This is a genomic window from Candidatus Mycobacterium methanotrophicum, assembly GCF_023515995.1.
In the GTDB taxonomy this organism is placed as follows: domain Bacteria; phylum Actinomycetota; class Actinomycetes; order Mycobacteriales; family Mycobacteriaceae; genus Mycobacterium; species Mycobacterium methanotrophicum.
Map to the genome: position 1 here is coordinate 992383 of NZ_CP097320.1, position 25412 is coordinate 1017794.

Here is a 25412-nt window from a genome sequence, read left to right on the forward strand (position 1 = left end):
CGCTACGGCGAACGTGAAGCTGTTGCGAGTTTTCTGGCGAATTCCCGCAACGGTTTCACGTTCGGCGGATTGGGCCGTTCCGCTCGCACGCCGAGCACCGGTTGCCGGAGGTCACCGTTGCTGAATGCGGGGCACCACGGTCGGTGCCCCCGGTCATCCGGCCACACCAGCTGTAATGCCCGCAGCTCGCTGCCATAGAACGCGACCGCCACGTCCATGTGGGCATCGGGATGCTGCACCTGAACAACCCCCAGTAGTACGTCACCGGCTATTGAGATCAGCTCGCCTGGAATCGGCCTTCCGCCAGCCACCAGATAGTCGGCGACGCTGTTGAGCATCCGAGCCGCCGGCTGCGGCGACAGCCCTGTCACCAACAGCTCGGGAAGGCCGCGCTCGTGCAAACCGACCGTGTAGGCGTACGGCGCGCGGTCGCTCTCCACGAGTTGCACCACCCAACCCTTGCTTTCCCACCGCCTCATGCATGGCCTCCAGCCACTCCTGCACCCTGGCCTCAGGGTGATCGCATTTCCAGGTGTTTGTCCTCCGGCCGTCATGGTTACCGACAGGATCCACCGGGGCACCGACACGCCACTGGTGTGCGATCCCGGCTCCGCCGCGCTGGCGATCACCGCTTAGGCTGGCCGGGTGAGCCTGCCTGTCGTTCTGATTGCTGACAAACTTGCCCAATCAACCGTCGCCGCGCTGGGCGACGACATCGAAGTGCGCTGGGTCGACGGCCCGGAGCGGGAAAAGCTGCTGGCGGCGGTACCCGAAGCCGACGCCCTGCTGGTGCGCTCGGCCACCACCGTCGACGCCGAAGTGTTGGTCGCCGCACCCAAGCTGAAAATCGTCGCCCGGGCCGGTGTCGGGCTGGACAACGTTGACGTCGAGACCGCCACCGAACGCGGTGTGCTGGTCGTCAACGCCCCGACGTCGAACATCCACAGCGCCGCCGAGCACGCGCTGGCGCTGTTGCTGTCCGCCGCGCGCCAGATCCCCGCGGCCGACGCCTCGCTGCGCGAGCACACCTGGAAGCGGTCGTCGTTCTCGGGTATCGAAATCTTCGGCAAGACCGTCGGGGTGGTCGGGCTGGGCCGCATCGGGCAGTTGGTGGCGCAGCGGTTAGCGGCTTTCGAAACAAACATCGTGGCCTACGACCCCTACGTGTCGCTGGCCCGCGCCGCCCAGCTTGGTATCGAGCTGCTTCCGCTTGACGAGCTGCTGGCCCGTGCCGACTTCATCTCGGTGCATCTGCCTAAAACGCCTGAGACAGCGGGTCTGATCGACAAGGACGCGCTGGCCAAAACCAAGCCCGGGGTGATCATCGTCAACGCCGCCCGCGGCGGTCTGGTCGACGAGGCCGCGCTCGCCGACGCAGTCAGCAGCGGACACGTTCGGGCCGCGGGCATCGATGTGTTCTCCACCGAGCCCTGTACCGACAGCCCGCTGTTTGACCTGCCGCAAGTGGTGGTCACCCCGCACCTGGGCGCCTCGACTGAGGAGGCACAGGACCGCGCCGGCACCGACGTGGCCGCCAGCGTGAAGCTCGCGCTGGCCGGAGAGTTCGTTCCCGACGCGGTCAATGTCGGCGCCGGGGTGGTCAGCGAGGAGGTGTCACCCTGGCTGGACCTGGTGCGTAAGCTTGGCCTCCTGGTGGGTGTGCTTTCCGAGGAGCTGCCGGTGTCGCTGTCGGTGCAGGTGCGCGGCGAGTTGGCCGGCGAAGATGTTGAGGTGCTGCGCCTTTCGGCGTTGCGCGGGCTGTTCTCGGCGGTCATCGAGGATCCGGTGACGTTCGTCAATGCCCCGGCGATCGCGCAAGAGCGCGGCGTGGCAGCCGATCTCGCTACGGCCACCGAAAGTCCTAACCACCGCAGCGTCGTCGACGTGCGGGGCGTGGCTTCCGACGGTTCGGTCGTCAATGTCGCCGGTACGTTGTCCGGGCCGCAGCAGGTGGAAAAGATCGTGCAAATCAACGGCCGCAACTTCGACCTGCGCGCCCAGGGCACCAACGTGGTGATCCACTATGTCGACCGGCCGGGAGTGCTGGGCAAGATCGGCACCCTGCTCGGTGATGCCGGGGTCAATATCCACGCCGCCCAGCTGTCCGAAGACGCCGAGGGCCCGGGCGCGACGATCGTGTTGCGCGTGGACCGTGCAGCGCCCGCCAATGTGCGGGACGCGATCAGCGCGGCTGTCGATGCCTACAAGTTCGAAGTGGTTGACCTCTCGTAAGACGCGTCGGCGACGATGCGAAGCGGAGCAATGAGGAGAAGCGGCGCCGATGAGATTGGCAGTGATTCCCGGCGACGGCATCGGGCCGGAGGTCGTCGCCGAAGCAGTCAAGGTGCTTGACGCGGTGCTGCCCGGTGTGGAGAAGACGAATTACGACCTGGGGGCGCGGCGGTTCCACGCGACGGGTGAAGTACTGCCCGAGGCGGCGGTGGCCGAACTACGGGCACACGACGCGATTCTGCTTGGTGCTATTGGGGATCCATCGGTGCCCAGCGGCGTGCTCGAGCGGGGTCTGCTGCTGCGGCTGCGCTTCGAGCTGGACCACCACATCAACCTGCGTCCCGCCCGGCTGTATCCAGGCGTGCGCAGCCCGCTCGCCGGTAACCCCAGTATCGATTTCGTGGTGGTCCGCGAGGGCACCGAAGGTCTGTACACCGGCACCGGCGGCGCGATTCGGACCGGCACCACCCACGAGGTGGCCACCGAGGTCAGTATCAACACCGCGTTCGGTGTCAGCCGGGTTGTGCAAGACGCTTTCGAGCGGGCGACCCAGCGCCGCAAGCACCTGACCCTGGTGCACAAGACGAACGTGCTGACGTTCGCCGGATCGCTGTGGTCTCGGACCGTTGACGAAATCGGCGAGAAGTACCCAGACATCGAAGTGGCCTACCAGCACGTCGACGCCGCGACCATTCACCTGGTCACCGACCCGGGCCGGTTCGACGTGATCGTCACCGACAACCTGTTCGGCGACATCATCACCGATTTGGCCGCCGCGGTAAGCGGAGGCATCGGGCTGGCCGCGAGCGGCAACATCGACGCCACTCGAACCAACCCGTCGATGTTCGAGCCCGTGCACGGCAGCGCCCCCGACATCGCCGGTCAGGGGATCGCCGATCCGACCGCCGCGATCATGTCGGTGGCGCTGCTGCTTTCCCACGTCGGCGAAGACGCTGCCGCCGCGCGAGTGGACCGGGCCGTGGCGTCCCATCTGGCCAGTCGCCCGACCGGACGGCTATCCACCGTCGAAGTCGGCGAAAGGATAGCGTCCGCGCTCTAACCTCGAGCCCGGGCGGCAGCACCTTGACCGGCACGATCCGCACGGCCAGCAGCGGGGAAAGTCCGCAGACCAAGAACGCCAACGAGTAACCGTGGGCAGTGATCAGCCCGCCGAACACCGGAGGCGCGCCCGCCGCCATCAACCGCTGATAGGTGTTCTGCAGACCCAATGCGCGCCCGCTCCAAAACGGTCCGGCATATTCGGTGATTGCGGTGGATTCCAGCCCGTTGTCGAGGATCGCGACCACCGCTGCCGCGACCATCAACGGTACGGCGACTGATGAGCGCAGGTGATCGGCCAACGCCAAGCCGGCCAGTACCACGACACCCACCACGGCCATGATGCGCACCGGACGCAACCGCGAGCCGACCCGGTCCGACCACCGGCCAACCAAGACCCGGCCCACGGCCCCGAGCAACTGGCAGAGCGTCACCAGCGCGCCCGCCGAGGCAACCGACCAGCGATAGTTTGTGATCAGCCAGATCAGCATGAACGTCACGGTCACCGTCTGCGGGACCATCAGCAGTGCCGAGACGGCGTGAATCCGACGCAGCACCCACGATCCGCGGTAGGGGTTGGCCAGCTCCCGCTCAGTGGCCGCGTGCCATCGCGTGCGGGCCGGGTCGACAACCGCGACGGCGCTGGTCACCGCCGATGCGGCACACAGCACGGCCGGAAATATCAGGGCCGACGTCGCCGACGGGCTGCGCTGAGCGAGTCCGGGGATGACCAACGCGCCCAAGGCAATTCCGAGCGGCTGCGCAGTTTGGCGAATACCCATCGCCAGACCGCGTTGCTCGGGCGGGAACCACCCGGACACCAAGCGCCCACCGGCCGAGTTGCAGCTGGCTGCCGCCATACCGCCGACGAACAGCCACGCAGCGAACGCCACCATCGAGTGGACTGTCGTCGCCGCGTAGCCGGCTGCCGCGGTCAGCGCTGAACCGAGCGTCAACACGATGCGTTCGCCCACCCGGTCGAGCAGATAGCCCCACAGGATCAGCGTCGCCACCATGCCGAAACTCGGCATCGACGATAGCACGCCCGCCTCGGCCAGCGGCGTGCCCAGCTCGTCCTCCAGGGCGGGGATCAGGAAAGCGACCCCGTTGATGAAGACGAACGCACTTGCCGTCACCGTCAGCGAGACGACGACGATCGACCAGCGTCGGCCCGCACTGAGGATGACCGTGCCGGTCAGCTCCCTCGGCATCAATCCATGCTCGCACAGCCCACCCGCGCAGGTCGCGGCCGACGGTCACTAGGCTCAGGCGAATGCGCCTTGGCCGAATTGCGAGTCCTGACGGCGTCGTATTCGTCAGCATCGACGGCGACGCGGGTGAGCCCGACTGGATGACGGCCCGTGAGATCGCCGAGCATCCCTTCGGCACTCCGACTTTCACCGGCCGCTCGTGGCCGCTGGCCGACACCCGACTGCTGGCTCCGGTGCCGGCGAGCAAGGTGGTCTGCATCGGCAAGAACTACGCCGAGCACATCGCCGAGATGGGCGGTGAAGCGCCGGGCGACCCGATCATTTTCCTCAAGCCCAATACCGCGATCATCGGGCCCAACGTGCCGATTCAATTGCCCGCTAACGCATCGCCGGTGCATTTCGAGGGCGAGCTGGCGGCCGTTATCGGTCGGCCCTGCAAGGACGTCACGGCCGCGCGCGCGCCCGATGCCATCCTGGGCTACACCGTCGCCAATGACGTGTCGGCCCGCGACCAACAGCGCGCTGATGGCCAGTGGACAAGAGCGAAGGGCCACGACACGTTCTGCCCCGTCGGGCCGTGGATCGTCACCGACGTTGATCCGTCCGACCTCGAACTGTGTACCGAGGTCAACGGCGAAGCCAAGCAGCACAGCCGTACCTCGTTGATGATCCACGACATTGGTGCGATCGTGGAATGGGTTTCGGCGGTAATGACGCTGCTGCCAGGTGATCTCATTCTCACCGGCACGCCGGCGGGTGTCGGGCCCATCGAAGGCGGCGACACCGTCAGCATCACCATCGCCGGAATCGGAACGTTGACCAATCCCGTTGTCCGCAAAGGAAAGTCGTGACTGAAGCAATCGGCGTGCGGGTGCGGTTCTGCCCGTCGCCAACCGGTGTACCGCATGTCGGCTTGATCCGCACCGCGCTGTTCAACTGGGCCTACGCTCGACACACCGGCGGAACCTTCGTATTCCGCGTCGAGGACACCGATCCCGAACGTGACAGCGAGGAAAGCTACCAGGCGCTGTTGGATGCGCTGCGCTGGCTTGGGCTCAATTGGGACGAGGGCCCCGAGGTGGGCGGAGCCTACGGCCCGTATCGGCAGTCGCAGCGCAGCGACATCTACCGCGACGTGGTTGGCCAGCTGCTCGCCTCGGGCGAGGCGTACCACGCGTTCTCGACGCCTGCCGAAGTCGAGGCGCGCCATCTGGCCGCGGGCCGCAGTCCAAAGCTGGGCTACGACAACTTCGATCGTGATCTGACGGACCAGCAGCGAGCGGCATATCTGGCGCAGGGCCGTAAACCGGTGGTGCGGTTGCGGATGCCCGATGAAGACCTGGGCTGGGACGATCTGGTCCGCGGACCGACGACATTCGCGGCGGGCGTCGTGCCCGATTTCGCATTGACCCGCGCAACCGGTGATCCGTTGTACACCTTGGTCAACCCGGTCGACGACGCCTTGATGAAGATCACGCATGTGTTGCGCGGTGAGGACCTGTTGCCGTCGACGCCGCGGCAGATCGCGCTCTACCAGGCGCTGATCCGCGCTGGGATTGCTGATCGGGTTCCGCAATTCGCCCATTTGCCAACGGTGTTGGGCGAAGGCACCAGGAAACTGTCGAAACGTGACCCGCAGTCGAATCTGTTCGCCCACCGCGACCGCGGCTTCATCCCGGAAGGGCTGCTGAATTACCTTGCGTTGCTGGGCTGGGCGATCGCCGCCGACCGCGACGTGTTCAGCCTCGACGAAATGGTGGCCGCTTTCGACGTCGTGGACGTCAACGCCAACCCGGCGCGGTTCGACCAGAAAAAAGCAGACGCGATCAACGCCGAACACATCAGACTTCTCGACGCCGACGATTTCACCGGCCGGCTGCGCGACCACTTCAATACGCATGGGCAGCACACCGGACTGGACGACGCACGGTTCGCGGTGGCTGCCGGCCTGGTGCAAACCCGCATCGTCGTGCTGGGTGACGCGTGGGACCTGCTGAAGTTTTTCAACGACGACCAATACACCATCGACCCCAAAGCGGCGGCCAAGGAACTGGGTAGCGACGCCGGCCCGGTGCTCGACGCCGCGATAACAGCGCTGGACGGGCTGGCGAATTGGACGCTGGCCGATATCGAGACCGCCCTCAAAAGCGCATTGGTCGAGGGGCTGGGGCTCAAACCGCGCAAGGCTTTCGGTCCGATCCGGGTCGCCATCACGGGATCGTTGATCAGCCCGCCGCTGTTCGAATCCGTCGAGCTACTTGGCCGCGACCGCAGCCTGCGCCGGCTGCGGAGAGCGCGTGAGTGCCTCGGGCGTCCGGCGACCGAGGCGTGAGAACCTCCCAAATTGTTTGGTAGTCTGCACGTCGGCCCTTGGGCAGCTGGCCGCAGGACTGTCACGTCGTCTGCGGGAAGTCTTTGACCAGCTGTTTTAGGCGGCCAGTGGGGTATGGTGTAATTGGCAACACAGCTGATTCTGGTTCAGCCGTTCTAGGTTCGAGTCCTGGTACCCCAGCAGTGTTTTGCAGGCTTTGTCCACGGTTCCTCTACCGCCAATACCGCCAATACCGCCAATACCGCCAATACCGCCAAGCAATTGGGCGGACACATGCCGGTGAGCTATGCTGGCACCTCGGACCGTTTCTGAATCGGTTCTGGCCCCGTCGTCTAGCGGCCTAGGACGCCGCCCTCTCACGGCGGTAGCGTGGGTTCGAATCCCATCGGGGCTACTTACCCACGGGCGAGCAGACGCAGAATCGCACGGATCCGATCAGTTCGATGCGATTCTGTGTCTGCTGGCGCTAGCCGGTCCCCAGCACGGCCGGCGCTGTCGAACCACCGACCGGCATGGCCGGCAAGTCCAGCTTGCGGTGATCCCAGGAACGCGAGCGACGGGCCACGGTGCGCACGCAGACGCGCTTGTTCATCATCTGCTCCACGACCGGCTTCATTTCGTCGCTGTAGGGCCCGGTGTAGCGCTCGAACACGCTGACTCCGACGCGGTGCGAGACAGCGGGATCGTCGACAATCTCGGCGACGCCTTCGAACGACACTCCGCGCAACGTGTCGTAGGTGTCGCCGTCCTCAATCAGAAAGCTCACCCGCGGGTCACGCGTGAGGTTGACCGCTTTCTGCGACTTGGCCTTGGTCTCCAGCCAGATTTCGCCGTCAACCACGGCGTACCACATCGCGGTCAAATGCGGCTGCCCGTCGGGGCCGATGGTGGCCAGCGTCCCGGTGCGGCTCTTGACGACAAAATCGGCGATCTCGTCGGAAGACATGACGATGCTCGCCCGCTGCTTGGTTCCCATGGCGACAGTGTGTCAGGTTGTTACAGCCGGCTGGTCAGGGCGTCGGCCGCCGCGAGCAGATCAGCCGCCCAACGCGCTCCGGGGCGACGGCCAATGCGGTCGATCGGACCCGACACCGAGATGGCGGCGATCACCGCACCGCTGGTATCGCGCACCGGCGCCGACACACTCGCCACTCCCGGCTCGCGCTCGCCTGCGCTTTGTGCCCAACCGCGGCGCCGGACTTCGGCCAGCGCCCGGTCGCTGAATTTCGCGGTGGGTAGGACTGCTTGGCGAGTGGCGTCGTCGCCGTATGCCAGTAGCACCTTGGCGCCGGAACCGGCCGTCATCGGCAGGCGCGCTCCGACCGGAACTGTATCGCGAAGGCCTGCAAAAGGTTCCACGGCAGCGACGCAGATCCGCCAACTGCCCTCGCGGCGGTACAGTTGCACGCTTTCGCCGGTGATCTCGCCCAGCCGGGGCAGCACCGCTGCGCCGGCCGCCAGCAGCGGGTCATTGACCGCAGCGGCCAGCTCGCTTACCGCGGGGCCCACCCGCCAACGGCCGTCACCGTCGCGCGCCAGTAAGCGATGTACCTCCAAGCCGGTGGCCAATCGGTGTGCGGTGGCTCTGGGTAGACCGGTGCGGTCGCACAATTCGGCCAGCCCGCATGGCGATTCCGCGATCGTGCGCAGCACCACTATCGTTTTGTCGAGGACGCCGATGCCGCTATTCTGTCTCACATACAGATACTAGCGTCTCATATAGTGGGATCACGTTATGACGCCCGCGATGGCGGGTCACTACCGAGGGATGACCGCATGATGAAGACTTCAGCCGACACCGATGCCGGGCGCCCGCGCACACTGGCGCAGAAGGTTTGGGACGATCATGTGGTGGTCTCCGGTGGTGGCGCCGAGCCCGACCTGATCTACATCGATTTGCACCTGGTCCATGAGGTCACCAGTCCCCAGGCATTTGACGGTCTGCGGCTGGCCGGGCGTCCGGTGCGCCGACCCGACCTGACGCTGGCCACCGAAGACCACAACGTGCCGACCGTCGATATCGACAAGCCGATCGCCGATCCCGTTTCGCGCAATCAGGTCGAGACGCTGCGGCGCAACTGCGCCGAATTCGGGATCCGGCTGTACCCGATGGGCGATATCGATCAGGGCATCGTGCATGTCGTGGGCCCGCAGCTCGGTCTGACTCAGCCGGGAATGACAATCGTGTGTGGTGACAGCCACACCTCGACGCACGGCGCATTCGGCGCATTGGCAATGGGAATCGGCACTTCGGAGGTCGAGCATGTGCTGGCCACCCAGACACTTCCGCTGCGCCCGTTCAAGACGATGGCCGTCAACGCCGACGGGCAACTGCCGCCCGGTGTGAGCGCCAAGGACATCATCTTGTCGGTGATCGCGAAAATCGGCACCGGCGGTGGCCAGGGACATGTCATCGAGTATCGCGGCAGGGCCGTCGAATCGCTTTCGATGGAAGCCCGGATGACGATCTGCAATATGAGCATCGAAGCCGGGGCCCGGGCGGGGATGGTGGCGCCCGATACCACCACCTACGACTTCTTGCGCGGACGCCCGCATGCTCCGACCGGTGCGCAATGGGATGCGGCGGTGGCCTATTGGAATCGGCTGGCTACCGACGAAGGCGCCCAGTTCGACACCGAGGTTTATCTGGATGCCGCTTCGTTGACGCCGTTTGTCACCTGGGGGACAAATCCGGGGCAGGGAGTGCCGTTGGGGGCGACGGTGCCTGACCCCGAGCTGATGAGCGATGACAACGAGCGTCAGGCCGCCGAGAAAGCGCTGGCGTACATGGACCTTCACCCGGGCATCCCGATGCGTGATATCGCGGTGGATGCGGTGTTTGTCGGATCGTGTACCAACGGGCGGATCGAGGATTTGCGCGTGGTGGCCGACGTGTTGCGGGGCCGCAAGGTCGCCGACGGGGTGCGGATGTTGGTCGTGCCGGGTTCGATGCGGGTACGTGCGCAGGCCGAAAGCGAAGGGCTGGGCCAGATCTTCACAGCTGCCGGTGCCCAATGGCGTCAGGCCGGCTGCTCGATGTGCCTCGGGATGAATCCAGACCAGCTGGCGCCGGGGGAGCGGTGCGCGGCAACGTCGAACCGCAATTTCGAAGGACGCCAGGGCAAGGGCGGCCGCACGCATTTGGTGTCGCCGGCCGTCGCTGCCGCCACCGCGGTGCGCGGGAAGCTCTCGGCCCCGGCCGACTTGAACTGAGAAGAGGGAGAACTCTAATGGAGGCTTTTCACACCCACACGGGCATCGGAGTGCCGTTGCGGCGGTCGAATGTCGACACCGATCAGATCATTCCGGCGGTCTATTTGAAGCGGGTGACCCGAACAGGTTTCGAAGACGGATTGTTCGCGGCGTGGCGTAACGATCCGTCGTTTGTGCTCAATCTCAGTCCTTTTGACAGGGGTTCAGTACTGGTTGCCGGTCCCGATTTCGGCACTGGGTCCTCTCGGGAGCATGCGGTGTGGGCGCTAATGGACTACGGATTCCGAGTGGTCATCTCGGCGCGGTTCGGCGACATTTTTCGCGGCAATGCGGGGAAGTCCGGGCTGCTGGCCGCCGAAGTTGCCCAAGACGGTGTGGAACTGCTCTGGAAGCTCATCGAAGCCAGCCCCGGGTTGGAAATCACTGTCAATCTTCAAGATCGGAATGTGGCCGCCGCAACGGTGGTGGTGCCGTTCAAGATTGACGACTACACCGCTTGGCGTCTGTTGGAAGGCCTCGACGATATAGCCCTTACGCTGCGAAAACAGGACCAGATTGAAGTTTTTGAGACGGCTCGGCCGGCCTGGAAGCCGCAGACATTGTCAACTTCCTGACGGCTCGATTGGCCCCGAATTTGTGCGCCGCTACGGTGTACTTGACGGCTCGTCCTCTCTCAAGCCACCTATCAAGCGCGGCAACCGGATTCCTAAAAAAGTTCGCCAGAACCGATTGAAATTGCGCGCGGCTCTTGGAAATCAGCCGTCTTAGGGTTTACCGTGTCCTCTAGTCGGTCCAACATGGACCGCTAGCAGCGGAGGATTTGCATGAACAAGGCAGAGCTCATTGATGTGCTCACAGAGAAATTGGGCTCAGATCGTCGGTCGGCAACCGCCGCCGTCGAGAACGTCGTCGACACTATTGTGCGGGCGGTGCACAAGGGCGACAGCGTGACCATCACCGGCTTCGGTGTCTTCGAACAGCGCCGTCGCGCGGCACGGGTAGCCCGTAACCCGCGCACCGGTGAGACGGTAAAGGTAAAGCCAACGTCTGTGCCTGCGTTCCGGCCGGGCGCACAATTCAAAGCGGTTGTCTCTGGCGCACAGCGCCTCCCAGCGGAAGGACCAGCGGTGAAGCGAGGCGTCGTCGCTGGCGGTGCCAGGAAGTCGCCGGCCAAGAAAGCGACCAAGTCAACTGCCAAGAAGGCTGCGAAGAAGGCTCCGGCCCGGAAAGTCGCTGCCAAGAAGGCGCCTGCCAAGAAGGCGGCAACCAAGCGCGCGCCTGCTAAGAAGGCCACCAAATCGACGGCAAGGAAAGCCACTAAGTCGACGGCGAGGACGGCAACGAAGGCTCCAGCTCGCCAGACTGCAGCCAAGAAGTCGCCCGCCAAGAAGGCAACTGCCCGTCGCGGCCGTCGGTAGGCACTAAACAACACTCAGCACCAAAGATTCGCCCGCGGGGCCGGCTCTTTTGAGACGTCCGCGGCGAATCGTTGTGTTAAGTCACTACGTTGGTGGCCAGCGCACTGCCAATGTGCTCGGCGGCGACCAGTTGGCCATCCACCAGCGACAGCACCCACGTGCTGCCCTTGCGGTTGCGTGACTTGTCCGGACGTATCCCGTCGCGCGCACACCACCAAGCGATCAGGTCGGGGATCACCTTGCCCTGCGTGCAGATCACCGGTGTGCGGTGCAAGTCGGCAATCTGCAGAACCCGCTTTCGACCGCGTTTAGGGTTCTCGGCGTACGCCTCCTCGGTCAGCGTGGGCTCATTGCAGATGATCACGCCCAACTCTTCGGCGAGCGGCTCCACCGTTTGGTGGCAGCGCACGCGATCAGCTGCGTACACGTCGGTGGGTCCGAACGCAGACAGCTGCCCGACCAGTGCCTCGGCCTGCGCGCGGCCGTTCTTGTCCAGCGGTCGCATTTTGTCATCACCGGAGAATCGAGACTTGCTGCCCGCGGTGCCGTGCCGGACCACTAGCACGGTCTGGGTGTCCGCGGGAAACTTAGCGAACCGGCGCAAGACCTTTCGATCATGCGGGTAGGACACTTTCCCGATCGCGTCGGCGGTCGACAGCCAGATCAGATCATCGACTTCTCGGCCGGGAGCGAATTTTCCGCCGAGGCTGCGCGCCGTCCAGTAGTGAACCCGCTTGATACCTTGGTCGACCGGATAGCTCACGCTGTGCAGTCGGCGACCAAGTTGTGCGCGATGACCGGTCTCCTCGAAAACTTCTCGGACCGCAGTTACCGGTTCGGTTTCGCCGGGATCCACCTTGCCCTTTGGCAGCGACCAATCGTCGTAGCGAGGGCGATGGATGATCGCGACCTCGAGCGATCCGCCGGGGCCGGGTCGCCAGAGCACCGCACCGGCGGCGCAAATGAGTTTCTCGCTCACACTCAAGTCATCCCACTGGATGTGGGTCGGCACCGTAACGCTGGCAAGTCAATTCGTTCCTGCGCGGCTGATGGACATCGTCGACATGGTACAGGCGGCATCAGGAGCTTCGGTGTCGTTCCATCAGCGAAACCTGGTGGTCGCGAACCGTGTGACCCGCGTGCGGTAACGCCGTCCACTGTGCTTCGGGCCCCAGTTCCCAGCAGCGGGTGGCCGGGTCCAGCGCCGATTCGAATATGTCGTTGAGTTGTGCGGTCAGCCTGGGGTCTTTCACCTGAGCCAGCACTTCGACCCGGCGATCGAGGTTGCGGTGCATCATGTCGGCGCTGCCAATCCAGAATTCGTCGAGGGCGCGGAAATGCAGGATTCGCGAGTGCTCCAGGAAACGGCCCAGAATCGAGCGCACCGAAATGTTTTCGGAGAAGCCCTCGACGCCGGGGCGCAGTGCACAAATTCCGCGCACCACCACTTGGACGCGCACTCCGCCTCGGGAGGCCCGATAGAGCGCGTCGACGACTTGCTCGTCGACAAGCGCGTTCATCTTGAGCCGGATCCATCCATTGCCGGATTGGTGATGGGCGGCAATCTCTCGCTCGACGCGTTCGATGATGCCGGTGCGAATACCGTGCGGTGCCACCAAAAGATTGCGGTAGTCCAGCTTGCGCGAATAGCCCGTCAGCGAGTTGAACAAGTCGGTCAGGTCGGCGCCGATGTCGGGGTCGGCGGTCAGCAGGCCGATGTCCTCATAGAGCCGGGCGGTCTTGCTGTTGTAATTGCCGGTCCCGATGTGGCAGTAGCGCCGGATCGCCGAGCCTTCACGGCGCACCACCAGACAAGTCTTGCAATGCGTTTTCAGGCCAACAAGGCCGTACGCCACATGAACTCCGGCCTGCTCCAACGTGCGTGCCCACCGGATGTTGGCCTGCTCGTCGAATCGTGCCTTGATCTCGACCAGCGCCACGACTTGCTTTCCGGCGGCGGCGGCTTCGGTCAGCGCCCGAACGATCGGTGAATCACCCGACGTTCGGTACAGCGTTTGTTTGATCGCCAGCACATCGGGATCGGTGGCCGCTTGCTCGACAAATCGTTGCACGCTAGTGGAGAACGAGTCGTAGGGGTGGTGTACCAACACGTCGCCCTCGCGCAGTGTCGCGAAAATGCTCTTCGGGGTTTCCCGCTCGGCGAACGCCGGGTTGGTGGCCGGAACGAATGTGGGATCCTTCAGTGCCGGCCGGTCGATGTCGTAGATCTGCCATAGCGACGACAGGTCAAGCAGCCCCGGCACTTGGATGACGTCACCGGGATGCACGTCGAGTTCGCGCAACAGCAGTTCCAACATGTGCTCGGTCATGTCGTCGGCCACCTCGAGGCGCACCGGCGATCCGAACCGTCGACGCGCCAGCTCCCGCTCGAGGGCCTGCAGCAGATCCTCGTCGCGATCCTCGTCGACCTCGAAATCGGCATTGCGGGTGATGCGGAACGCGTGGTGCTCGACAATTTCCATACCGGGGAACAGCGTCGGGAGGAAGGCCGCGATCAGCTCTTCCATCGGCAAGAACCGGACTTCTGTCTTGCCGTTGTTGCGTTGCCCGTCATCGAGGTCGACGAAACGATCGACGTTGTCGGGCACCTTGACCCGGGCGAAGTGCTGGCCGCCGTCCTGAGGCTTTCGGACCGTAACCGCGAGGTTGAGACTCAAGCCGCTGACGAAGGGAAATGGGTGAGCGGGATCGACGGCCAGCGGCGTGAGGACGGGAAACACCTGCTCGGTGAAGTAGGTCGATAGCCGGTGCCGCTCAGCCTCGTCCACATCTGCCCACGTGACGACATGGATACCTTCCTTGACCAACCCGGGCCGCACGGAATCGAGGAAGACCCGTGCGTGCCGGCTGGCGATGTATTGGGTCTGCTCGCCGATGCGACGCAGTTGCTCACGCGGGGTCAGACCGTCCGCGGAGCGTACCGACAGACCCATTTCGTCGCGCCGCTTCAGCCCCGCGACGCGAACCATGTAGAACTCGTCGAGGTTGGAGGCGAAGATCGCCAGGAACTTTGCCCGCTCCAGCAGCGGCAGCGAGGTGTCGGCGGCCAGCGCCAATACGCGAGCGTTGAAGTCCAGCCAGCTTAGTTCTCTGTTGAGGTAGCGGTGCTCGGGAAGTTCGTCCTCGATCAAGGCTGCGGTGGCAGCGGGCGGTGCGGCCGGCGCCGAGTCGTCCGGTCGCCATGCGCGCCCGTCGGGCCGCGCCTCGCCTGAGGTGGCCGTAACGGCTTCGGCGCCGCCTTCGGTAGCTTCGGTAGCTTCGATAGCTTCGGTAGCTTCGATTTCGGTCACCCTTGCGATCATTCCTCATGATTAGGTGGTACTGCCACCGACTAGCCGACGTCGGTTCGCCGTTGCGCAGCCGTGCACGCGTCGTTATCGGCTTGCGTCTGCTCGCGCGCCTTTTCCTCGGGTTTTCCTCGCGTTTTCCTCGGCTACTCCTCTGGTTTCCTCGAGTTTCCTCTGGTTTTCCTGGGGCCGCTCTACGGCCCGAATCGTCGGACACGCGCGGCGACGGCTCGACCGGTCGCCGGGCCTATCCCGAGGCGGCGTGCCACAGCTAAGTCAGCGGGGGTGTCGATATCGCAGCGCAATCCGGGCCATGCCCCGGTGAGCTCGACCGCGCCCGAACGTCGATGCTGCGCGCAGGAATCCGGCCCGAACCGCGGGCCGAGCGCGGCTCCGAAACCAAAGAGTGCCGCCGTGCCCGTGCCGAGCCGGTCGGCAACGAAACTGCGCTGGTGGTGTCGTGCCGCGGCGATCGCCTCGGCGAGTTCCTGCGTCTGCAATGCGGGTAAATCCCCTTGTAGCACACCGATATTGGATACCGATTCGGCTATCACTGGCTCGGCGGCGGCGATCGCATTGTTCAACGGGTCGGGGTGACCTTCCGGCGTGGGATCCAACAGCACCTTCGCGCCGAGTTGAGTTGCCGCGGCCGCGGCGGCGTCGTCGGGCGTGATGACGGTGATGTCGCGTACGGAACCGACTCGTGCGGCAGCGTTCAGGGTGTCAACCAGCATGGCGAGCACCACATTTTCCCGCGTCTGGGCGGAAAACACCGGCGCGAGCCGGGTCTTGGCGGCGGCCAGTCGCTTGACGGCGACGATCAAGCCGACGTCGGCTCGGCTGCCATGCATAAATCCATCCTGCCAGTGCCAAGGCTCCTTCCCGCTTAGGCTCCTGGGCTACGGTTTGCCTGCACAGTGGCGCAATTCAACGAGACGGGGACCAGGGCAGATGGCCAGCACGACAGCAGTGATGGGGGCCGGCGCATGGGGTACGGCGCTGGCCAAGTTGCTCGCCGACGCTGGCGGCGAGGTCACGCTATGGGCGCGGCGATCCGACCTCGCCGCGGAGATCAACGCCGGCCGTCACAACCCTGACTACTTGCCCGGCGTCCAGTTGCCGCCGGGTATCCGGGCCACCGCGGATGCGGGCGAAGCGCTGAGCGCGGCGTCGACGGTGCTGCTGGCCGTGCCGGCGCAGACGATGCGGGGCAATCTCGAACACTGGAAGAACCTGTTCGCCGACGGCGCGACCTTGGTCAGCGCCGCCAAGGGCATCGAGTTGGACACGCTGATGCGGATGAGCCAGGTCGTCATTGCCGTCACCGGCTTCGACCCGTCGCAGGTCGCGGTCATATCCGGGCCCAACCTGGCGAGTGAGATAGCCGATGAGCAGCCCGCTGCCACCGTCATCGCATGCAGCGATTCCGGTCGCGCGGTCGCCCTGCAGCGGATGCTGAACACCGGATACTTCCGCCCCTACACCAATGCCGACGTGATCGGCACCGAGATCGGCGGCGCATGCAAGAACGTCGTCGCGATGGCCTGCGGAATGGCGGCGGGGGTGGGCCTGGGCGAAAACACCGCAGCGGCGATCATCACCCGCGGACTGGCGGAGATCATGCGATTCGGGATAGCCGTCGGGGCCAAAGGGGCGACGCTGGCGGGTCTGGCCGGCGTCGGAGATCTGGTCGCCACCTGCATCTCGCCTCGCTCGCGTAACCGCTCGTTCGGCGAATGCCTGGGGCGGGGCCAGACGATCGAGTCAGCCCTCCAGGCCCGCGGCGGCCACGTCGTCGAAGGGGTGACGTCATGCGCGTCGGTGTCGGCACTGGCCTCGAGTTACGACGTCGAGATGCCGCTGACCGACGCGGTGCATCGGGTCTGTCATAAGGGATTGTCGGTGGACCAGGCGGTGGTGCTGCTGTTAGGGCGCAGCACCAAACCGGAATGAGCGCTGACCTCGCCGTAACAAGTACCGCAGCACCCAGGCGGTAGCGTCTCTAGGTTGTGAGTGCCCCTATCCCCGCCAAGACGACCGACCACGGCCGCGTCCGCGTCGGCGTTGTATTCGGCGGACGCAGCAGCGAGCACGCCATTTCCTGTGTCTCGGCGGGCAGTATTTTGCGCAACCTCGATCCCGAGCGGTTCGACGTGCTCGCGGTCGGCATCACCCCGGACGGGTCGTGGGTGCTCACCGACGGCGACCCCGACGCGCTGGCGATCGTCAATCGTCAGCTGCCGGGGGTGAGCTCCGATTCGGGCACGGAGCTGGCTCTGGCCGCTAATCCGCTGCGAGCCGGTGAGCTGGTATCGCTGTCGCCTGGCGGGGCCGAAGTGTTGGCGTCCGTCGACGTCGTCTTCCCGGTGTTGCACGGACCCTACGGGGAAGACGGCACCATCCAAGGCCTGCTCGAACTGGCCGGCGTGCCCTACGTCGGCGCGGGCGTGTTGGCCAGCGCGGCGGGGATGGACAAGGAGTTCACCAAGAAGTTGGCACTCGCCGAAGGGCTTCCGATCGGCGCGCATGCGGTGCTGCGAGCATTGCAGTCGACGCTGGACGACCCGCAGCGCGAAAGCCTCGGGCTACCAGTGTTTGTCAAGCCCGCGCGCGGCGGCTCGTCGATCGGCGTCAGCCGCGTGACCAGCTGGGAGCAGCTGCCCGCGGCCATTGCCCGTGCGCGCCAGCATGATCCGAAGGTGATCGTCGAGGCCGCCGTTGTCGGCCGTGAGTTGGAATGCGGCGTGCTCGAATTCCCTGACGGGACAGTGCAAGCGAGCACTGTCGGAGAAATCCGAGTGGCCGGGGTCCGCGGCCGAGAGGACTCCTTTTACGACTTCGCAACCAAATACCTCGACGACGACGCCGAGCTCGACGTCCCCGCCAAAATCGACGACGAGGTGAGCGACGCGGTGCGGGACTTGGCGATCCGGGCGTTCAAGGCGATCGACTGCCAGGGCCTGGCCCGAGTGGACTTCTTCCTCACCGATGACGGACCAATGATCAACGAGGTCAACACGATGCCCGGCTTCACCACGATCTCGATGTACCCGCGGATGTGGGCAGCAAGCGGCGTGGATTATTCGACCTTGGTGGCGACCATGGTCGAAACGGCGCTCGCGCGGGGGACGGGTCTGCGCTGACGCGCGTCGAATGTGGGCTTGACGCACGGGTTTGTCCGAAATGCGTGACATAACCCCACACTCGGCCAGCTCAGCGGAGCGGCGACGGGCTGATTGGCACCGCCGGCATGGTGCGGTCGACCAGTTCTGAAAGCTCCTGGATCGGCGTCGGGCCAGAACCCGGCGGCAGCGTGAGCGCTACATACACCGGTCGGTCGACCGTGTACCAGGTCGAGCGGTCATCTTGGCGCACCTCAAACCACTGCACCCGGTCGACGAGCTGGATTGGCGAACCAACCACGAAATCGGTCGGACGGTCGAGTCCACACCGCAGCACCACCGTTTCGCTATCGCTTGCCGCCCGCCAGCCCGCGGCGCCCGCAGGCGCCGGCTGCACGATAGGCACACGCTGATAGTCGCCGAGTCGCTGCGGCAGTGCTTCCAGCAGCGCCCGGCACGGTGGATCCTGGGCATGGACAGCGGGGACAGCCGCGATCGCCAACGGATTCGGCCGCGGGTGACGGGTCGCCGCGATCGCCAGGATGGCGCCGACGGCGCCGACCGCCACCACCAATGCGGCGATCAGCAGGGCACGCCGCGGCCCGTCGTACTCGTCGACCATGCTTACACTCCCGGAGTCGTAACGTACCCGCCAGGAGGTGGTGTGAGCACGCTGGGCGAACTCGGCGAGTTCGGAATGATCGCGCGGCTGATTGCGGGCCGTCGCCAGCCGGACGCCGTCGCTGTCGGACCGGGCGACGACGCTGCTGTGCTGTTGGCCGGCGACGGTCGCGTCGTGGTGTCGACGGACATGCTCATCGAGAACCGGCACTTCCGGCTGGACTGGTCGACACCGCACGACGTCGGCCGTAAAGCCGTGGCGCAGAACGCCGCCGACATCGAAGCGATGGGCGCGCGGCCCACGGCGTTCGTCGTCGGCTTCGGTGCACCGCCGGAAACGCCGGCCGAACAGGTCAGCGCGCTCGCTGACGGCATGTGGGAGGAGGCCGGGCGGCTGGGCGCCGGCATCGTCGGCGGAGATCTGGTCAGCAGCCCGCAATGGGTGGTGTCAATGACCGTGCTGGGCGATTTGGACGGCCGAGGCCCGGTATTACGGTCGGGAGCGCGGCCGGGTTCGCGGCTCGCAGTCGCCGGGCAGGCGGGGCAGTCTGCTGCCGGATATACATTGTGGCACAAGGGTATTGAGGGATTCGACGACTTACGGCATCGCCATCTGGTGCCGCAACCGCCCTACGGGCAGGGAAGCGCGGCCGCTGATGCCGATGCGCAGGCGATGATCGACATATCCGACGGTCTCATAGCAGACCTGGGGCATCTGGCCGAAGCATCCGGCGTGACCGTCGACCTGGGCACCGAAGCGCTGAGCGCCGATCGCGACGCATTGCTGGGCGCCGCCGAAGCCGCGGGGGTCGACGCGTGGACGTGGGTCCTCGGCGGGGGAGAAGACCACGCGCTGGTCGCAGCATTCGCCGGCCCCATTCCCGCGGGGTGGCGGGTGATCGGGCGGGTGCTCGACGGGCCGGCGCGGGTGCTCGTCGACGGCGCCCAGTGGCACGGCTACACGGGCTGGCAGTCGTTTGGCGCCCGATGACGACGCGGGCCGCGGCGCGGCCCGAGGAGGAAGCGGGCAATTGGACAGTAGGGTGACCCGGTGACCGCCCGGCCGTTGCACGAACTCGTCGGGGACGGTTGGGCGGCTGCATTGGAGCCGGTCGCCGACCAGGTAGCCAAGATGGGCCAGTTTCTGCGTGAGGAGGTCGCAGCAGGCCGCGGCTACCTACCCGCTGGGCCGAATATCTTGCGCGCCTTTACTTTTCCGTTCAACCAGGTTCGGGTGCTGATTGTCGGCCAAGACCCGTATCCGACGCCCGGGCACGCCGTCGGCCTGAGCTTTTCGGTAGCCGCCGACGTGCGGCCGCTACCCCGAAGCCTGGAGAACATCTTTGCCGAATATGCCAAAGACCTCGGCCATGCGATGCCGTCCAATGGCGACCTCACGCCGTGGGCCGAGCGTGGGGTGCTGCTGCTGAACCGCGTACTCACCGTGCGGCCCGGCAACCCGGCGTCTCACCGCGGCAAGGGCTGGGAAGCGGTCACCGAGTGCGCGATTCGCGCTCTGGTGGATCGCCGGCAGCCGACGGTGGCCATTTTGTGGGGTAAAGACGCCTCGACGCTCAAACCGATGTTGGCCGGCCAAGAGTGCGTTGCGATCGAGTCGCCGCATCCCTCGCCGCTTTCGGCGTCGCGCGGATTTTTCGGCTCGCGGCCGTTCAGCCGCGCCAACGAACTGTTGACGCAGATGGGCGGCGAGCCGATTGATTGGCAGCTGCCTTAGCTTCTCAAGGTGGAGGGCGGCACCGCGGAATCAATCTTCGGTTGCCGACCCGCTCATGAGGCCGAGAATCGGCTAGACGCGCGTGACCTTACCGGCCTTGATGCACGACGTGCAGACGTTGATGCGGCGCTTGTTACCGCCGGGCCGGTTAGCAATGCGCAGGCTCTGAATGTTGGGATTCCATCGGCGGCTGGTCCGGCGATGGGAGTGCGACACGGACTTGCCGAAGCCGGGGCCTTTCCCGCAGATATCGCAGACGGCAGCCATACGTGAAACTCCTCAGATCTGGGCCCAAGGGCTGGTTGCCCTGCTCCTCTGTAGGCCATTGAGGCCTGCGTCGTCGCAGTGCGCGACCTTACGGGCGGCCCGGCGACCTGGCGACCTGGCCAGAATAGCCGCCGCGGTGCAGAACCGCCAAAACGATCAACACTGCCGGGTGTCAGGTGACCGGTGCTGTCGGCCGGAATGGATAGGCTGGCGCCCACCGAGAGCGGCGCGAGGAGGTGGGATTCAGGTGTCGTCGGGGCCGGCTAGGGCGGATCGCTCATTGGACGCGTCCGCGCTGCGTGACTGGGCACACACCGCTGTTAGTGACCTGATCACCCACATCGACGAGATCAATCGGCTCAACGTGTTCCCGGTCGCCGATTCCGACACCGGCGTCAACATGCTGTTCACCATGCGCTCGGCGCTGGCCGAGGCCAACACAGAGGCAGCCTCCGGTGATGTCGTGCAAGTGGCCGCCGCCCTATCGGCGGGCGCGCTGAACGGCGCGCGCGGCAACTCGGGTGTGATTCTGTCGCAGATTCTGCGCGGCATCGCCGACGTCACCGCCGGTGCGGTCGGCGAGTCCGGTGATCAGCTGCACGCCGTCGACGCCGGACTGCTCGGGGCGGCATTGCGCCACGGCGTGGATCTGGTTATCAGATCGATGGGCGGCCAGGAGGTCCCCGGCACGATCGTCTCGGTGTTGCGGGCGGCCGCCGACGCCGTCGAGCAGAGTGCCGCCGAGGGCCTGGCCCGTGCGATCGTCGCCGCCGGCGACGCCGCGGTGGTCGCCCTGGAGAAGACGCCGGAGCAACTTGATGTGCTGGGCGCCGCCGGTGTGGTCGACGCCGGTGGGCGGGGGCTGCTTGTCCTGCTGGACGCATTGCGCTCGACGATCACCGGGCAAGCGCCGAACCGCACGTTGTACGAGCCGGCGCCGCGCCCGCAAGCGGTCGAGCCGGTCGCGCAACCCCCGGCGCCGCAATTCGAGGTGATGTATCTGCTGGGCGGATGCGACGCCGAGGGCGCCGACCAGCTGCGCGAACGGCTAGACGACCTCGGTGAGTCGGTGGCGATCGCGACATCCGGCGTGGTCGGCGGTTATTCGGTCCATGTCCACACTGACGACGCGGGTGCGGCCGTTGAAGCGGGTCTGGCGTTCGGCAACCCGCGGCGGATCCAAATCTCGGCGCTGACCGGCGCCACCGGCGGACTACCGCCGGGCAGCTGGAGCCGCGAGCGCGCGGTGTTGGCGGTTGTCGACGGCGACGGCGCGGCGGAGTTGTTCGCCGGCGAGGGCGCCTGCGTGCTGCGCCCCGGACTGCATGCCGCCGACCCGACGACCGACATCAGCGCCCAGCAGCTGCTGCGCGCCGTGGTGGACACCGAGGCGGCGCAGGTGATGGTGCTGCCCAACGGCTACCTGGCCGCCGAGGAGCTGGCTGCCGGCTGCACCGCGGCCATCGGGTGGGGTATCGACGTGGTGCCGCTGCCGACCGGCTCGATGGTGCAGGGGCTGGCCGCGCTCGCCGTACATGAACCCGGCCGGCCAGCCGTCGACGACGGCTACACGATGGCCCGCGCCGCCGGCGAAGCCAAGCACGGGTCGGTGCGCATCGCGACCGAAACGGCGTTGACCTGGGCCGGCACTTGTCACCCCGGCGATGGGCTGGGCATCGCGGGCGACGAGGTGGTGATCGTGGCGCCTGACGTCGCGTCGGCGGCGATCGGCCTGATCGATCTGCTGGTGGCCGCCGGCGGTGAGTTGGTGACGGTGCTGGTCGGCGCCGACATTGACGGCAATGTCGACGCGGCTGCCGTGAGAGACGGGCTGCAAGCCCATGTCCATGACCGCCACCCCGGCATCGAGCTGGTCACCTACCACACCGGGCATCGCGGCGACGCGCTGTTGATCGGGGTCGAGTAGCCGTGGTCGCGCTCAGTGAGCGGCTGGATTACCTGCTTGGCGCCAAAGCCGCCAACCCGCTCGACGAGGTGTTCGGTATCCGCACCGTCGACGACCTGCTCCGCCACTACCCCCGCACCTATGTCGAGGGCGCCGGCGTGCGCGGCGTCGGCGACGAGCGCCCGACCGAAGGCGAGCACGTCACGCTTGTCGACAAAATCACCGCGGCGGTATCAAAGCCGATGCCGAAACGCCCGGGCGAGAAGTATCTGGTCATCACCATCGGCTCGGGACGAACCACGGTAACGGCCACGTTCTTTCACGCTAAGAAATGGATCGAGGACAGACTCGCCAGAGGAACCCGGGTCATGCTGTCCGGGGAGGTCGGATATTTCCGGGGCGCCATGCAACTCACCCACCCCGACTTCCTTGTTCTGGACTCGCCCGACGGCAAGGACCACGGCAGCCGCTCGCTGCGTAATATCGCCGACGCCTCGCGCGCGGTCAATGGCGAGGTGTTGCAGGAGGCGTTCGAACGTCGCTTCTACCCCATCTATCCGGCGAGTACCAAACTGCAGAGCTGGGACATCTTCAACTGTGTTCGCCAGGTGCTCGAAGTGCTCGACCCGGTGGCCGACCCGCTGCCAAAAGAGCTGTGCGCCAAGCACAATCTGATCTCTGAAGACCAGGCGCTGCGTGCTATCCACCTGGCCGAAGACAGCGCCGAACGGCGGCGGGCACGAGAACGGCTGACCTTCGACGAGGCCGTCGGGCTGCAGTGGGCGCTGGTCAGCCGACGCCACGGCGAACTGGCCCAGTCCGGACCGGCAGCGCCACCGCGCCAGGATGGGCTGCAGCAAGAACTCCTGCAGCGGTTGCCATTCGAGCTGACCGCCGGCCAGCATGAGGTGCTGAAGGTGCTTTCTGCCGAAATCAGCTCCACCCGCCCGATGAACCGTTTGCTGCAAGGCGAGGTGGGTTCGGGCAAGACGATTGTCGCGGTGCTGGCGATGCTGGCGATGGTCGACGCCGGCTACCAGTGCGCGCTGCTGGCTCCGACGGAAGTGCTTGCCGGACAACATCTTAAGTCGATAAACGACGTGCTGGGACCGCTGGCGACGGCCGGCCAGCTCGGTGGCGCCGACAACGCCACCCGGGTGGCGCTGCTGACCGGCTCGATGTCAGCGGCTCAGAAAAACCAAGTTCGGGCGGAGATCACCAGCGGTCAGGCCGGCATCGTCGTCGGCACCCACGCGCTGCTGCAAGACGCGGTCGAGTTCCACCGGCTGGGCATGGTAGTCGTCGACGAGCAGCACCGGTTCGGTGTTGAGCAGCGAGACCAGTTGCGGGCCAAGGCTCCTGCCGACATCACACCGCATCTGCTGGTGATGACCGCGACGCCGATACCGCGGACCGTGGCTCTCACCGTGTACGGCGACTTGGAGACGTCTACGCTGCGTGAGCTGCCCCGTGGCCGGCAGCCGATCACCACGGCCACCGTCTTCGTCAAGGACAAGCCGAAATGGCTGGACCGGGCCTGGCGGCGGATCATCGAGGAGGTTGCGTGGGGGCACCAGGCTTACGTAGTGGCGCCACGAATCGACGAGACCGATAACCGCGGCCAGACCGAGCAAGACGGCAGGCCTTCGGCCACAGCCGAAGAGCTATACGCCCGGCTCCGCCGTAACGAACTCTCCGGTCTGCGGCTGGGACTCATGCACGGCCGGCTGTCCGCCGAGGAGAAGGACGCCGCGATGACGGCGTTTCGCGCCGGCGACATCGATGTGCTGGTGTGCACCACCGTCATCGAGGTCGGCGTCGACGTTCCGAACGCGACCGTGATGCTGGTGATGGACGCCGACCGGTTCGGAATCAGCCAGTTGCATCAGTTACGTGGCCGCATTGGCCGGGGCGCGCACGCGAGCCTGTGTTTGCTGGCGAGTTGGGTGGCGCCTGGTTCGCGGGCAGGCCAGCGATTGAAGGCCGTCGCCGCCACCCTTGACGGGTTCGCCTTGGCCGACCTGGATCTCAAAGAGCGCCGGGAAGGAGATGTGCTGGGCCGCAGCCAGTCCGGGCGTGCGATCACGTTGCAACTGCTGTCGCTCATCGACCACCAGCACGTCATCGAAGCGGCCCGGGAGTTCTGTGAGCAGGTTTACGACGACGACGCGGCCAATCCGGGATTGGCGCTGCTGGCGGCACCGTTCACCGGCACGGAACGCATCGCCTACCTGGACAAGTCATGACCCGGAAGACTCTGCTGTGGCTGTCGGCGACCGCCGCGCTCGCGGTGCTGGTCGCCTATCAGGTGGCGGCGACGTCAGCGGGGGAGCGTGCCCGGGAGTTCGCGGCGCGGGCAGACGTTCCGACCGTGCCACCTGGCGTCGATGCGCTGAGCGGAACCACCTTGGTGCCGAGCAGAATTCACCGCTACGACTATCGTCGTGCGGCCTATGGCGACGCCTGGACCGACGACAACGATGCACCCGGCGGGCGCAACGGATGCGACACTCGCGACGACATTCTCGGCCGCGACCTGGTCGACAAGACGTACGTGTTCATCAAACGCTGCCCCGACGCCGTCGAAACCGGCACCCTGCACGACCCTTATACCAACGCCACCATCAACTTTCATCGCGGCGCCGGCATCGGGGCGTCGGTACAAATCGACCACATCGTGCCGTTGGCGCTGGCGTGGGACATGGGCGCCTACGACTGGCCGGAATCCGAGCGGGTGCGCTTCGCCAACGATCCGGCCAACCTGCTGGCGGTGTCGGGTAAGGCAAACGAGGACAAAAGCGACTCTCAGCCGGCGCTGTGGATGCCCCCCAACAATGCGTTTTGGTGCCAATACGCGATGCAATACATCGCGGTGTCGCGCGGTTATGCGCTTGCGATCGACCAGGCTTCGGCCGATGTACTGCGCCACGCCACGGCCACCTGCCCGGCCGGATAAGTTTTCTGCGCGCCAGGGGCTAGCTCGCTTAG

22 protein-coding genes, 2 tRNA genes and 1 pseudogene are annotated in these 25412 nt (G+C 65.8%); 16 read left to right on the forward strand and 9 right to left on the reverse strand.

The annotated features are described in order from the left end of the window. Window positions 1–2 precede the first annotated feature (2 nt). The gene (locus M5I08_RS05380; RefSeq protein WP_249763143.1) at window positions 3–479 is read right to left on the reverse strand and encodes a DUF4262 domain-containing protein; all 477 of its coding nucleotides are present in this window, start codon (window positions 477–479) and stop codon (window positions 3–5) included. A gap of 166 nt (window positions 480–645) precedes the next feature. Here M5I08_RS05380 and serA point away from each other — a divergent pair, with 166 nt between their 5' ends. Continuing rightward, window positions 646–2232: a phosphoglycerate dehydrogenase gene (serA, locus tag M5I08_RS05385; RefSeq protein WP_219067201.1), complete on the forward strand. Its 1587-nt coding sequence runs from the start codon at window positions 646–648 to the stop codon at window positions 2230–2232. A gap of 49 nt (window positions 2233–2281) precedes the next feature. Continuing rightward, a complete protein-coding gene (locus tag M5I08_RS05390) occupies window positions 2282–3292 on the forward strand; it encodes a 3-isopropylmalate dehydrogenase (protein WP_219067200.1) in 1011 nt (336 codons plus the stop codon). Window positions 3293–3473: 181 nt separating this feature from the next. On the opposite strand, the pseudogene M5I08_RS05395 reads toward M5I08_RS05390, so the two are convergent. Beyond that, window positions 3474–4502: pseudogene (locus tag M5I08_RS05395) on the reverse strand (MFS transporter); the annotation flags it as partial. 62 nt (window positions 4503–4564) lie between these two features. On the opposite strand from M5I08_RS05395, the gene M5I08_RS05400 reads away from it, so the two are divergent. The 4 genes from M5I08_RS05400 to M5I08_RS05415 all read left to right on the forward strand — a co-directional run bounded on the left by M5I08_RS05400 (window position 4565) and on the right by M5I08_RS05415 (window position 7228). Then, window positions 4565–5353, forward strand: a complete 789-nt coding sequence (locus M5I08_RS05400; RefSeq protein ID WP_219067199.1) for a fumarylacetoacetate hydrolase family protein — start codon at window positions 4565–4567, stop codon at window positions 5351–5353. After that, the gene (gene gltX / locus M5I08_RS05405; RefSeq protein WP_219067198.1) at window positions 5350–6834 is read left to right on the forward strand and encodes a glutamate--tRNA ligase; all 1485 of its coding nucleotides are present in this window, start codon (window positions 5350–5352) and stop codon (window positions 6832–6834) included. The genes M5I08_RS05400 and gltX overlap by 4 nt, the downstream gene beginning before the upstream one ends. A 108-nt stretch (window positions 6835–6942) precedes the next feature. After that, window positions 6943–7014: transfer RNA gene (locus M5I08_RS05410), tRNA-Gln, on the forward strand. Window positions 7015–7155: 141 nt separating this feature from the next. Continuing rightward, window positions 7156–7228: transfer RNA gene (locus M5I08_RS05415), tRNA-Glu, on the forward strand. Between the two features lie 72 nt (window positions 7229–7300). Here the strand turns inward: M5I08_RS05415 and M5I08_RS05420 are convergent. Next, complete coding sequence (locus tag M5I08_RS05420; protein WP_219067197.1) at window positions 7301–7810, reverse strand: PPOX class F420-dependent oxidoreductase; 510 nt, start codon at window positions 7808–7810, stop codon at window positions 7301–7303. Window positions 7811–7830: 20 nt separating this feature from the next. Beyond that, on the reverse strand, window positions 7831–8532 hold the full coding sequence (locus M5I08_RS05425) for an IclR family transcriptional regulator (protein ID WP_219067196.1): 702 nt from the start codon (window positions 8530–8532) through the stop codon (window positions 7831–7833). A gap of 81 nt (window positions 8533–8613) precedes the next feature. On the opposite strand from M5I08_RS05425, the gene leuC reads away from it, so the two are divergent. The 3 genes from leuC to M5I08_RS05440 all read left to right on the forward strand — a co-directional run bounded on the left by leuC (window position 8614) and on the right by M5I08_RS05440 (window position 11465). Continuing rightward, the gene (leuC, locus tag M5I08_RS05430) at window positions 8614–10047 is read left to right on the forward strand and encodes a 3-isopropylmalate dehydratase large subunit (protein ID WP_219067224.1); all 1434 of its coding nucleotides are present in this window, start codon (window positions 8614–8616) and stop codon (window positions 10045–10047) included. 17 nt (window positions 10048–10064) lie between these two features. Next, window positions 10065–10661: a 3-isopropylmalate dehydratase small subunit gene (gene leuD, locus M5I08_RS05435; protein ID WP_219067195.1), complete on the forward strand. Its 597-nt coding sequence runs from the start codon at window positions 10065–10067 to the stop codon at window positions 10659–10661. A 210-nt stretch (window positions 10662–10871) separates the two neighbouring features. Then, window positions 10872–11465: an HU family DNA-binding protein gene (locus tag M5I08_RS05440; RefSeq protein WP_219067194.1), complete on the forward strand. Its 594-nt coding sequence runs from the start codon at window positions 10872–10874 to the stop codon at window positions 11463–11465. Between the two features lie 76 nt (window positions 11466–11541). Here the strand turns inward: M5I08_RS05440 and mutT1 are convergent, their stop codons facing one another. The 3 genes from mutT1 to cofC form a co-directional block, all read right to left on the reverse strand. Beyond that, window positions 11542–12444, reverse strand: a complete 903-nt coding sequence (mutT1, locus tag M5I08_RS05445) for an 8-oxo-(d)GTP phosphatase MutT1 (protein WP_249763144.1) — start codon at window positions 12442–12444, stop codon at window positions 11542–11544. Between the two features lie 100 nt (window positions 12445–12544). After that, complete coding sequence (locus M5I08_RS05450; RefSeq protein WP_249763145.1) at window positions 12545–14776, reverse strand: RNA degradosome polyphosphate kinase; 2232 nt, start codon at window positions 14774–14776, stop codon at window positions 12545–12547. A gap of 191 nt (window positions 14777–14967) precedes the next feature. Next, window positions 14968–15624 carry a 2-phospho-L-lactate guanylyltransferase gene (gene cofC, locus M5I08_RS05455; RefSeq protein WP_219067191.1) on the reverse strand — a complete coding sequence of 219 codons (657 nt, stop codon included), beginning with the start codon at window positions 15622–15624 and terminating at the stop codon, window positions 14968–14970. Window positions 15625–15724: 100 nt separating this feature from the next. On the opposite strand from cofC, the gene M5I08_RS05460 reads away from it, so the two are divergent. Both M5I08_RS05460 and M5I08_RS05465 read left to right on the forward strand, forming a co-directional pair. After that, a complete protein-coding gene (locus M5I08_RS05460; protein WP_219067190.1) occupies window positions 15725–16726 on the forward strand; it encodes an NAD(P)H-dependent glycerol-3-phosphate dehydrogenase in 1002 nt (333 codons plus the stop codon). Between the two features lie 68 nt (window positions 16727–16794). Continuing rightward, window positions 16795–17916, forward strand: coding sequence for a D-alanine--D-alanine ligase family protein (locus tag M5I08_RS05465; protein ID WP_219067223.1), 1122 nt, complete (start codon window positions 16795–16797; stop codon window positions 17914–17916). Between the two features lie 70 nt (window positions 17917–17986). Here the strand turns inward: M5I08_RS05465 and M5I08_RS05470 are convergent, their stop codons facing one another. Continuing rightward, window positions 17987–18517, reverse strand: a complete 531-nt coding sequence (locus tag M5I08_RS05470; RefSeq protein ID WP_219067189.1) for a DUF3515 domain-containing protein — start codon at window positions 18515–18517, stop codon at window positions 17987–17989. Between the two features lie 75 nt (window positions 18518–18592). On the opposite strand from M5I08_RS05470, the gene M5I08_RS05475 reads away from it, so the two are divergent. Continuing rightward, window positions 18593–19507: a thiamine-phosphate kinase gene (locus M5I08_RS05475; protein ID WP_219067222.1), complete on the forward strand. Its 915-nt coding sequence runs from the start codon at window positions 18593–18595 to the stop codon at window positions 19505–19507. 60 nt (window positions 19508–19567) lie between these two features. Continuing rightward, the gene (locus M5I08_RS05480) at window positions 19568–20251 is read left to right on the forward strand and encodes a uracil-DNA glycosylase (protein WP_219067188.1); all 684 of its coding nucleotides are present in this window, start codon (window positions 19568–19570) and stop codon (window positions 20249–20251) included. 72 nt (window positions 20252–20323) lie between these two features. On the opposite strand, the gene rpmB is transcribed toward M5I08_RS05480, so the two are convergent. Then, window positions 20324–20518, reverse strand: coding sequence for a 50S ribosomal protein L28 (gene rpmB / locus M5I08_RS05485; RefSeq protein ID WP_219067187.1), 195 nt, complete (start codon window positions 20516–20518; stop codon window positions 20324–20326). 280 nt (window positions 20519–20798) lie between these two features. On the opposite strand from rpmB, the gene M5I08_RS05490 reads away from it, so the two are divergent. The 3 genes from M5I08_RS05490 to M5I08_RS05500 are packed head-to-tail and all read left to right on the forward strand — an operon-like array spanning window position 20799 to window position 25380. Further along, the gene (locus M5I08_RS05490; RefSeq protein ID WP_219067228.1) at window positions 20799–22445 is read left to right on the forward strand and encodes a DAK2 domain-containing protein; all 1647 of its coding nucleotides are present in this window, start codon (window positions 20799–20801) and stop codon (window positions 22443–22445) included. 2 nt (window positions 22446–22447) lie between these two features. Beyond that, window positions 22448–24670, forward strand: coding sequence for an ATP-dependent DNA helicase RecG (gene recG / locus M5I08_RS05495; protein ID WP_219067186.1), 2223 nt, complete (start codon window positions 22448–22450; stop codon window positions 24668–24670). Continuing rightward, window positions 24667–25380, forward strand: coding sequence for an HNH endonuclease family protein (locus M5I08_RS05500; RefSeq protein WP_219067185.1), 714 nt, complete (start codon window positions 24667–24669; stop codon window positions 25378–25380). The genes recG and M5I08_RS05500 overlap by 4 nt, the downstream gene beginning before the upstream one ends. Window positions 25381–25412 lie beyond the last annotated feature (32 nt).

What these genes read in the sequence shown, in the direction of transcription:
- M5I08_RS05380 (WP_249763143.1), bottom strand. Translation starts at nt 479, where the DNA reads ATGAGGCGGTGGGAAAGCAAGGGTTGGGTGGTGCAACTCGTGGAGAGC.
- M5I08_RS05390 (WP_219067200.1), top strand. Translation starts at nt 2,282, where the DNA reads ATGAGATTGGCAGTGATTCCCGGCGACGGCATCGGGCCGGAGGTCGTC.
- M5I08_RS05400 (WP_219067199.1), top strand. Translation starts at nt 4,565, where the DNA reads ATGCGCCTTGGCCGAATTGCGAGTCCTGACGGCGTCGTATTCGTCAGC.
- M5I08_RS05420 (WP_219067197.1), bottom strand. Translation starts at nt 7,810, where the DNA reads ATGGGAACCAAGCAGCGGGCGAGCATCGTCATGTCTTCCGACGAGATC.
- leuC (WP_219067224.1), top strand. Translation starts at nt 8,614, where the DNA reads ATGAAGACTTCAGCCGACACCGATGCCGGGCGCCCGCGCACACTGGCG.
- leuD (WP_219067195.1), top strand. Translation starts at nt 10,065, where the DNA reads ATGGAGGCTTTTCACACCCACACGGGCATCGGAGTGCCGTTGCGGCGG.
- M5I08_RS05440 (WP_219067194.1), top strand. Translation starts at nt 10,872, where the DNA reads ATGAACAAGGCAGAGCTCATTGATGTGCTCACAGAGAAATTGGGCTCA.
- cofC (WP_219067191.1), bottom strand. Translation starts at nt 15,624, where the DNA reads ATGCATGGCAGCCGAGCCGACGTCGGCTTGATCGTCGCCGTCAAGCGA.
- M5I08_RS05460 (WP_219067190.1), top strand. Translation starts at nt 15,725, where the DNA reads ATGGCCAGCACGACAGCAGTGATGGGGGCCGGCGCATGGGGTACGGCG.
- M5I08_RS05470 (WP_219067189.1), bottom strand. Translation starts at nt 18,517, where the DNA reads ATGGTCGACGAGTACGACGGGCCGCGGCGTGCCCTGCTGATCGCCGCA.
- M5I08_RS05475 (WP_219067222.1), top strand. Translation starts at nt 18,593, where the DNA reads ATGATCGCGCGGCTGATTGCGGGCCGTCGCCAGCCGGACGCCGTCGCT.
- rpmB (WP_219067187.1), bottom strand. Translation starts at nt 20,518, where the DNA reads ATGGCTGCCGTCTGCGATATCTGCGGGAAAGGCCCCGGCTTCGGCAAG.
- M5I08_RS05500 (WP_219067185.1), top strand. Translation starts at nt 24,667, where the DNA reads ATGACCCGGAAGACTCTGCTGTGGCTGTCGGCGACCGCCGCGCTCGCG.